Origin of the sequence: Clostridioides sp. ZZV15-6597 (genome assembly GCF_020657815.1) — a bacterium.
GTDB lineage: Bacteria > Bacillota > Clostridia > Peptostreptococcales > Peptostreptococcaceae > Clostridioides.
Window position 1 is genome coordinate 1 of the sequence record NZ_JAGWCT010000123.1, and the last position, 10917, is coordinate 10917.

1 protein-coding gene is annotated in these 10917 nt (G+C 27.8%); it reads right to left on the reverse strand.

Features of this window, described 5'->3' with window-relative positions; all coding sequences use genetic code 11:
• Nucleotides 1–81: 81 nt before the first annotated feature.
• The gene (locus tag KGF52_RS18445) at nucleotides 82–10359 is read right to left on the reverse strand and encodes an immunoglobulin-like domain-containing protein (RefSeq protein WP_227841190.1); all 10278 of its coding nucleotides are present in this window, start codon (nucleotides 10357–10359) and stop codon (nucleotides 82–84) included.
• Between the last annotated feature and the right edge of the window lie 558 nt (nucleotides 10360–10917).

Consider the following 10917-nt stretch of genomic DNA (forward strand, 5'->3'; position numbering starts at 1 on the left):
GGCTCTTTTGAACTTGGGATTTATTTTTTTTATACAAAAAAGGGCGTAGCACTATTTTCTAGTGCGACAGCCCCTTTATAATTATTTTTTTCTTTTGTTATTAAAAAATAAGCAAATAGTAGATAGTATTCCTATGATAGTAAAGCCTACTATACCTTTATCACCAGTTTTCGGAGAAGCTTCAGAATAAGCTTTATCTAATTTGTTTTCTTCAGAATCATTATAACTATCATCAAGATTATTGTTTGAAGATGGATTAGTTATATCATTAGAATTGTTAGAATTATTATGCTTATTATCATAATGATTTTCCTCATTTTTATCTGTCTTTTCCTTTAATTCAACAGTTCCATCAGGATGTATTATTGCCCCATCTTCAGGAACAATTACAGTTCCATCAGGCAGTATTATTTCTGAATCAGGTGGAACAATTATGTTTCCTTCATCGTCAATGCTTGGTTTCTCTCCATCAGGACTTGGTTTAATCTCAATATCATCAGGTGTTACAATGCTACCATCAGGATAAACTTTATTACCATCTTTATCTATATAATAGTCATTTTGTCCTCCTTGATTGCCATTATCATCAATATCTGGGAGCTTATCACCATTATTATCCTCATCAGGTTGCTCAGGTTGCTCAGGTCTATCAGGGATGTTATTATTATGTTCATTGTCATTGTCGTTGTCTCCCCAATCAGGTCCAGGGTCAGGTAATTGACCATCATCATTATTCCATCCCCCCTCTCTAACAAGAACAGCAGCAGAACGTATTGACGTACGATTATCGCTGTTAGTGACCTTATAGCTTACTGAGTAAACACCTTCTTTTATTGTGTTTACTGTTCCACTTGATTTTACTTTATTAGTTAGATAACCATCAACTTCATCATAAGCATATAATAATCCACTTTTTATGTTAAAATCATCTCCAACAGAAAGATATACATCTCTTACCTCTAATTGAGGCCAACGAGCATTTTCCCAATCTCCAATATCTTCATTGTTTTCAGGTATATCTTCTCCTTTTTCTAAAACATGTACAATTCTAGAGAATCTAATTCTATTATCATCAGTATCGCTTACTGAATATGTTATTAAGTAAGAACCAACTACATTGTTATCCAAATCTGTTTCATAAGTTATTTTATCAGTCAAATCTCCATCTTCGGTGTCTATTACTTTTACACCACGTCTTATTCTATCATCACCATAGTCATCTCCAACTGTTATATATTCTTCATCCCATAGTGTGGCTTCTGGTTTTCCGTTAGCTTTATCAGGTTTTTCAGGAAGAGAGCTCTTATAATCTTGAACAATAACTTTGCAATTCTTTGAAGATGTTTGACCTTTAAAATCTGTAACACTATATTTTAAATCATATTCTCCTACTTCAAATCTGTTAACATACCCTTCAACTTTTATATATTCTGTTAAGTCTTCCCCTCGAAAATCTTTTGCTGTAATACCATCTAAAACGTTAAAATTATCTCCAACATTTATTATTCTTGTGCCAATCTCATCTAGAACAGGTACACCATATGCACTTATAACAGGAGGGGTTAAGATTTCTTCTTCAGAATCTACTTTACCTATTTGATAGTGAATTACATCTCCCTCATTTCCAAATGAATCTATTGGCATAAAATGTATATATTTATTTCCTTTGTGTTCAAAAATAATTTGATTAGGAGATAATGATGTAGTTAACATACCTGTTTTTAATGTATCTTCTCTTTTATTACTTAGCTTATACTTATATGCTTTCACATCGCCAACTATATGTCCTTCAGTACCCCACTCATGACCTTCTTCTGTTGTCATATCTCTTATTATTAAATTGTTATCCTTAAGTCTGGTCCTAACTTGGTATTTTTCAGAGTCGCCTACTTCTGCTGGATTAATATCTAATGTTATTTCATCTTCAAGTTCTTTTGTGTCCATGTCACTTCCATGAACAGTTTTAACTTCTGGACCAAACACATCTTTTGCATTTTCATCAACGAAGCTTAAATCTTCAGTGTAACCAATTGTTTTATAAACATTTAATTTTTTATCAAGTTTTCTTACTTCATAAAATACTTTATCTCCAAGTTTATTTTCATCCCAGCTAACAACTAAGTTATTTTCATCTAAATTTGCTTCTACTTTGATTTCCATATCACCATAAACAACTACTTTTCTCTTTACATCTCTTATATTACCTTGTGAATCTTCTACATGATAATTTAACTCATATTCTCCATTTATATTTGTATCTACATTTCCACTAACTTCTATTTTACTTGTCAAATCTCCATCTTCAGTATCATATGCTGAAATATTATCAAGTGAGTCAAAGTAACTTCCCTCTTTTACTCTAGCTGTATAAACATTTTTTATTACTGGTATATGGTTAGTATCATATTTACCACCTATTAAATGATGATATGTTTTACTTACATTTCCATTTCTATCAACTGCTCTAACATGTAAGAACTTAAATTTGCTACTCGAAATATCTATATCTTCTACTTTTTTAGCATTTACAAAGTTAGCAGCTTCAGTATCTTCTTTACCATCAACAACATAATTAAATCCAGCTAATCCAGATTCCACAGAGCCATTTCTAACTTTAGATGAGTTAATAACATTTCCATTTTTGTCGATAGCTTCTATAAAATATCTATAAGTAGAAGATAAATCTCTTGCAACTAACTTTAACTTTGTGCCAGTATTAGTTGTCTTTTCAGGAATAGAAGCAAGTCTAGAGTTTTTAACTTCTTCAGCTTCAGAGACTTCGTTTAGGTATGTTATAACTGGAGAACTAACATCTTTAGCTTCAGTATCAATAAATTCTGTATTATTAAAAACACCTTTTTCTTTAAAATCAAATCCATTAACATCTGTTCTATATACTATATACTTATCAGCATTTTCTACTTTATCCCAAGATATCGACAATTTATCTTGTGATTCTTCTATGTCGAGCTTTATATTACCAGGAACATGTATTTTTACTATTTCCTCAGTTTTCAACCCTTTTGAATCTTGTACACTATACTTTAATTCATAAACTCCTTGTACTTGGTTATTAATATTCCCTTGTACAGTTATCTTTGATGTTATATCTCCATCCTCCATATCATATGCTGACACATTTTTTAATTTATCAAATATTTCACCTATTTCTATGACTTGATTTAGGCCAGGTACAGTTAAACTTGGTGCATTATTATGAGAATCATCTGAAAGCTTTATGTGTTTTGTTTTTGTTCGATTATCCGCATTATCAATAGCTACTATATGTAGATAATCATCTTCACTTACACCTTTAAACTCAAAATTACCATCAGTATTATTTACATCACTTGAAACTTCTGTGTTTGGATTTTTATCAAGAATGTAACTGTAACCTTTTAAACCTGTTTTTATTGACGTTCTCACCATATTAGAATGAGCTATTTCATAATCATCTAAATCATATGCTTTAACAGAGTATTCATATTCACTTTCCAAATCATCACAGTCAAACTGTAATTTAGCAGACATCTCTTTATTTAATACAAAAGAGAAAAACATATTTGGGGCATCTAAATCTTGTCCACTTAAATCTTTCAACTTGTTACCTGAAACTTTTATATATTTAGATTTACTATCACCTATTTTTTTTCTTTCTATTACATAATAAGAAGCTTCATTATATTTATTCCAAGATAAATCAATATAATTTTCTTTGTCATTAGCATTTGCACTTATTACAAGGTCTTTATTAGAAACTATATTTTCTACATAAACACTATCTTCATATTTATATGAACCACCAACATTTTCATTTTTTTCATTTTCAAATTCAACGACAAAACCTTCAATGTCAGTCCAAATTGGGTTAGGTGAATTACTTGTATCATTCCACAATCCGTTACTATTTTTAATTGATACTAAATAATCTTCACCATCTACATCAAAATTATTTGGTTCACCTGGAGCCCAGTTTGTCCACTTAAATATCTCTCCTTTTACATTCCTCCATTCTCCTTCTACTACCTCATCTGTACCATCTAACCAAACCGTTTTTGAAGTTAAACTATTAAATATATCCAAATCATTTTGTGACGAAATAGTAGCTAAATGTCCTTTCAAACCTTTATACTCCATATTTTCTGCTTCTTTTTTTGCATTTTTCCATGTAATTCTTTTCGCTTCTACAAATTGATAATAGCTCCCATTTTCTGGATTATATACTATATCATCAACATTATTATTTTGTAGTCTTACATTAAATTTAAAGCTTGTGCTATTATCATGTTCAATTTTTACAGACTTAATTAAATTTTCTATTTCTTTAGTAGTGTATTTATCTGTTAATATTACTTGTTGTCCTTTTACAGACTTCTCTATACCTTTATCATTGTATTTAATAACGATACTATCATTAAATCCTTCACTTATATACAGTTTAATTCCATTTATAAGCTCCTCGCTATTATTAGTAACTCTTGCATTTGGAAAAGTAGTTAAAAACCTTTTTATATTTGGTTCACCCAAATCAATACTTAGATAATCAAAACTTTCTTTTATAGTTATATATTTTGTAGCTCTACTCTCTTGACCTTTAGTATCTGCTACAAAGTATTCTAAAGTCCATTTACCTAAGGTATTTGTATCAATGTTGTCTACTATAGCTCCACTTGGATTCTTTATCACTGTATTAATATCTTTTGTTAAATCACCATCATAATCGTCTATTGCACTAACATTTTCCATTATATTAAATTTACTTCCTTTTGATATAGATGTATTTCCACCTACATTCAAAATAGGAGCATAATCTGTAAATATTCCTAGAATTGGTAATGTTAATACCTTGCTTTTATTTCCAACTTTGTCTACTGATATAATATGCACATATGAGTTACTTGCTAATTCTTTAGCACTTATAAAACCATCTTTACTATTAATACTATTACCTAAAGAAGCTGATGGAATATTGTTATTACTTACCTCATAACTATATCCAGCAAACCCTGCCTTTATTTGTAGAGTCTTTTTATTTGAAGTATTCGTTATATCTCCAAACTCAGATATAGCATCAATATAATATTCATATTCGCTACTAATATCAGTTGAATCAAAAGATATTCCCTGTTTTATACCAGAATCATATACTTTATATAATGGAGTTGTTGGTGCATCAACATCTTTTGCATCAGGAACCTCTAATTGGCTTTCAGTTAATTTTACTTTTTCCTCTTTATTTAAAGAAATCGGTTTAAATTCCTTTTCTCCTTTTTTCTTTTGATATGCAATATAGTAATCTAAATATTTATCTTTAACATCATCCCAATTAAGAAAAACCTGATTTTGTATAATCTCTGTATTTAAAGTAATGTCTTGTTTAGTTTGAAATGGTTCAATATTTATTATACTTTCATACTCAAATAAGTTAACAGTATCAGGAGAAGGTAATTTTTCATTTTCTTCACCAAATTCAACTATAAAGCCTTTAGGATTGCTATTTTCAGTTGAATCATTTGTCCACACAGAATCTTTAGTTAATATATTTTTATACTCTTCATCTATTGTAGCTAAAGTACCATGATGACCTAACATTTCTTGTTTTTTAGCTGCCAGCTTAGCTTCTTCTAATGTTAAACCTGAATTCTCTACCAATTTATAATAATGATTATTTTTGTAGTTATATATTATTTTTTCAGCATTGTTGCTATCTAAAACTATATTAAACTTAAATTTTGTGCTATTGTCAGTATCAATTTTTACAGACTTAATCAACTCTTCAGCTTCTTTTATTGTAAACTTACCTTGTATATCTAAACTTCTATCTGTCGTGATATTTTCCACTCCGTTTAACTCATAGTGTGTTTTCATAGAGCTATTAAATTCATCGCTAAAATATATCTTTATACTATCTATTTCTTTTGAAGAGTCATTAGTAATAATCTTAGCATTAGGAAATTTAACAAAAGTGCTTGTTACCAGGATTTCTCCTGCATCAAGTTTAAATGGTATATCTTTTATAATATTAATTGTTCTTAGATACTCTGTAATTTGTTTTTTGGAATCTTCAACACTATATTTTATAGTCCATTTACCTAGAATTTCTGTATTAATATTCTCCACTATAGTTCCAGCAGGACCTGTTATTTCTGTAGTAATTTTACTAGTTAAATCTCCATCTATTTCATCAGATGCATTTACTCCTTCTAAAATATTAATATTACTATTTTGTTTCAATGATATGTCACCAGGTACAGTTAAAATTGGAGCTTCATCTATAAATAATTTTAGGATTGGAATAGTTTTAACTTCACTTATGTTTCCAAAGTTATCTATAGCAGCTACATGCAAATAATTTTTATCAACTAATTCTCTAAATGATATAAATCCATTTGTACTATTTGTATTTAAAGAGCTTGGAGCAGAGCTGTCACTTACTTCATAAGAAAATTCTTTAAAATCGCTTTGAACAAATATCTTTTCTATATTAGATGTTCCTATTCTGTCACCATTTTCATCTATTGCATTAACGTAATAAGAGTATTCAGTTCCAAAGTCTTCTGTTTTTAACTGTATTCCCTTTTTTAAACCCTCTTTATGAACTTCAAAATCAGGAATATTTGGTGCTTTTGAATCGGTTATTTCATAATCATCTGTTTCATTAACATCTGCTGTAACACTCTTAGATAAAGTCCAATTTTTATCATCTTTTTTCTTAACATAAATGTTGTATGCATATGCTTCTAAATCACTACTCCACTTTAAATTTGCTTTTTCTAAGTTATCTGCTAAAGAAACTTTTAATTTTACATCAGGTTTAATTTTAATATTGCTAGAAACCTTATCTAGAAAACCGATTTTTCTTACATTTGCGCTTCCCCATCCATTTGCAACTGAATAAGTTATTGAAATTTTATCATAATAATCTCTTTGTATATCAATTTCTCTAGTAGATAAAGGGTCGTACCCTGATGGTATAAAGCTTCCAACATCTTTCCATATACCATTTTTCAGCCCCTTAATATTAAATTTATTGTCTACGCCACTAGTTTTTGTTAGGCTTACAGCACCAACTCTCAAAGGAGAATTAAATGTTATTGTAGCAGTACTTCCACTATTTCCACAATACCAACCTTTTCCATTTAGGGCTTCTGGTTTATCAGATGTTGTTCTAATTGGAATGTATTCATTTTCTGATAAGGTAACATTTAAATTATATTCTAGATTACTATCACATCTAATTTTTAATGTCTTTAGTACTTCATCTAACTCACCCTGATTAGAAACCTGTATAGATAAATTATTTTGCTTTTTAGTATATTCAGTATCATTCAATTTATATTTTATCTCTATATCATTACTGAAACCTTTATCAAAGCTTAGGTTTAGACTACCTGCTCTATATAATGAACCTTTTGCATCTGGGAATATTACATTTCCATTTCCATCATTCTCATATTCTCCTAAAATCAATTCTAGATTACCTTGAGCTTGAGGTATGTTATAATTTTTTGTTATTGCAATTGGCTTACCTAATAGAGTAATAGAAAATTCACAACCTTCATATTCATTGTAATTTATAGTAAAACTCTTCAAAAATTCCTCTAAAGTATATTGAGTTAAATTTTCAATTGTTATTTCTTTTCCTTTTTTTGTTGCTTTATTGCCATTTAAAGTATATTCAATACCTATATCTGTTTTTGATGAAATACTAAAATCAGCTTTATCCTGAACTCTTCCAATTGAATTTTTAAAGGTTATTTCTCCATCTGAATATTCCATTTCTCCCATATCTAATTTGTCATCAGCTATTATCTCTATATCACTTTTTATCTTTTCATCATTTTTTAGATTAAGAGAAAAAGATACTTTTAAATTAGATGTATTGTTATGATTTATTTTCAAACTATTCAATACAGCTTTTAGTTCTTCATTATTAGATATTGGTATAGATATTTTACTTTCTTTTAAATTTTTATCAACATTATTTAAAGTATATGATGTATACAAATCTTTATTATAACCTTCTATGAACTCTATATCTAATGTAGATTCATTACCTATATTACCAGTTGCATTAGGAAAAGTTATATTTCCATGACCATCGCTAATATATTCATTTATATCTAATCTAGATTCGTCTATATCTATTTTTGTAGTACCTATTTTTTCTTCAGTAATTAAAAATTCGAGATTTGCAATGTGTGACCAAGCTGAACCATAAGAATATAACTTTAACTCCTTATAATAGCCTTCTGTTAAGTCTACTTGTTGCATAGTTGTATTACTAGTAGTATCAGCAATAGTAGTCCATTTATCTTCAAATGTTTTAGCCCTTACACGTAAATTATTTGTAGAATAAAATTTCATAGCAGATAACTGAACATCATCTATTCCTAATATACGAATTGAATCATTATACCCACCAGAGTTCCAAGAACTTCCACTGCCAGCAAAAGCCATTTGTGGTGTATTTAGTCCATATGAGTTCCCAGTCGCAACTGCACTATCTGGAACTCCCCAAAAAGATTTTTTATTTTCCAATAAACTTATCTCTAATGAACATCCATTTAATTTGCTAAAAGTAATTTCTAAGCTTTTTAAGACTTCTTCTAATTCTTCTTGTGTATTTATATATATATCTAGATTTTGATTACTATTTACTATTTCTTTTCCATTTAAATTATATTTTATAGACGTATTTTGTTTATCTAAGTTATTAAATTTGAAGCTTAATTTGCAACTTGTAAATATATTTCCATTTGCGTTAGGAAAAGTAATTTTATTATTTGTTATTTCATATTTCCCCATGTTTAACTCATTGTCATTTTTAATTATGTCAAGTTTAATATCTTTATTAATATCACTATATCTTAGATACAAATTTCGCATATCAAGAGTAGAATTACTAGTAAATTTTATTTCATCGTAGTAACCTGATATTACATCTACCATTTCTAATTCATTAGTATTATGTGTGCCAATATTTATCCACTTACCATTTTTAAGACCCATAATGTTTACTACAGAATTACCATTTAGAAAGGCGATTCCACTTAAGTAAATGTTTTTTGTATTTTTTAATGTTAATGAGTTGTTTGTACTACTTATAAAAAAGCTTTCACTATTGGCAAATACATTTTTTGCTGTATGTACAGTATCATATGCACTACCTTCTGCTAAAACTTCACTAGGGACATCTTCTTTAAAACTAACATCATCTGGTAATAATGTTAGTTTCACACTATTTTCTAAATTATTGCCATTATATATTTTTAAACTTTTTAATACTTCATTTAACTCAGATTCGGTTAAAGTATCAATTGTTGTGTCTCCAGTTATCTCTGTTAAATTATTGTTTTTAATGTAAGTTATTTTATTTTTACTATTACTATCTTTAAAATTTATCAATAATCTAGAATTATTTCCTCTTGCAGTAACATCTTTAAAAGAAATACTACCATCATTATTTAAAATAGTCTCTTCTAGATTTAACTCGTATTCTGAGCTATTATAGTCTATTGTTTCTTCCACACTTCCATTGTTAAACTCAAGCTCATTTATAGTACATGAATCTATGCCAGAGTATTTTTGCTTAATAGCAATTCCATCATATTCACCTGCTATTACATCTATTTTTTGCTTACCTTTAATTACATCTGAATGTGTTGTATTATCTCCTATTGGTATCCAAGTGTTATTTTTCAAACCTTCTATTGTGAAATTTTTATTAGCTTTTATAAGTATATTTTCTATATATGTTTTGTTTTCAAATAGTACAGTAAAAGCACTATCGTTCGAATTTATTGCACCATAAAAAGTGTTAATATCTCCATCGAAAGCTCGTTCTGGTTTATATAAACGAGAAGGTTTCCCTTCAACACTTTTATAAGGAACTAAACCTCCAAGTCTTACAGAAAATTTTAATTTTTTATTATCTTTAGTATCTATTTTTAAGCTTTTTAGTACTTCTTCTAAATCTTCTTGAGTATTTACAAGTATTTTTATGTTTTTCTCAGTTAAACTTTTTTGTTCAGAGTTTATTGTATAAGTAACTGTTATATCACTATAAGTATTTCTATAAAAGTTTAAACTTAAATAAGTTGCTTCTTTAATTTTACCTTGTGCATCTGGAAAACTTAGAACTCCATTATTATCTATAAAACCACCCATATTTAACTCATTGTCATTTTTGATTTCATTTCTTGTGTTCTTTTTTTCATCATTGTTACTTTGTGTTAATTTATTAATAAGTTCATCTTTATACCCTTTCAACAGTTCATCAGCTATAACATTTATAGGCGTATTTGAACTTATTATTGAAGCAGCTATTAATATAGATATTATTTTTTTGTTTACCATAAAAAGCATCCTCCTCTTCTTTTTACTTATGCTTATTTTTTATTTCATATAATATATAAATGTTTTTTATATTAATTTACTTATCTAACGCTTTATATAAATAAAATATATCTTTTGTTATTTATAAAAATATATCTTTTATATTTATCTTATATATATGGTAAGATTTAAAGCTTTGATGTTTTATTCAAAATTTATGTAGAAAATACATTAAAAAATAAGTAAATATAGTTAAAAAATAAACCTAAAAATACAAAAATTTTTTATTATGAATACATCCTAAAAGTTTTGATTAATTTAAAGTTTGAATTGTAAAAATTATTTTATAGCTCGACTTGTTAAAAAAAACGCAAATAATTAGTAATATATTTTTTAGAATTTAAAACTGATAATTATTTAAATGATTTATTTCTTTAACAGCTAAAATAATTTTGAGTGGTTTATCCATTCTATTTATGATTAAATAAAGCAGATGAAATACAAATTTATATAACATTGGCGAAGTTTTTGGGTACATTAATATAAAGATAATTTTCAAAGATATTTTATAGTTAATAG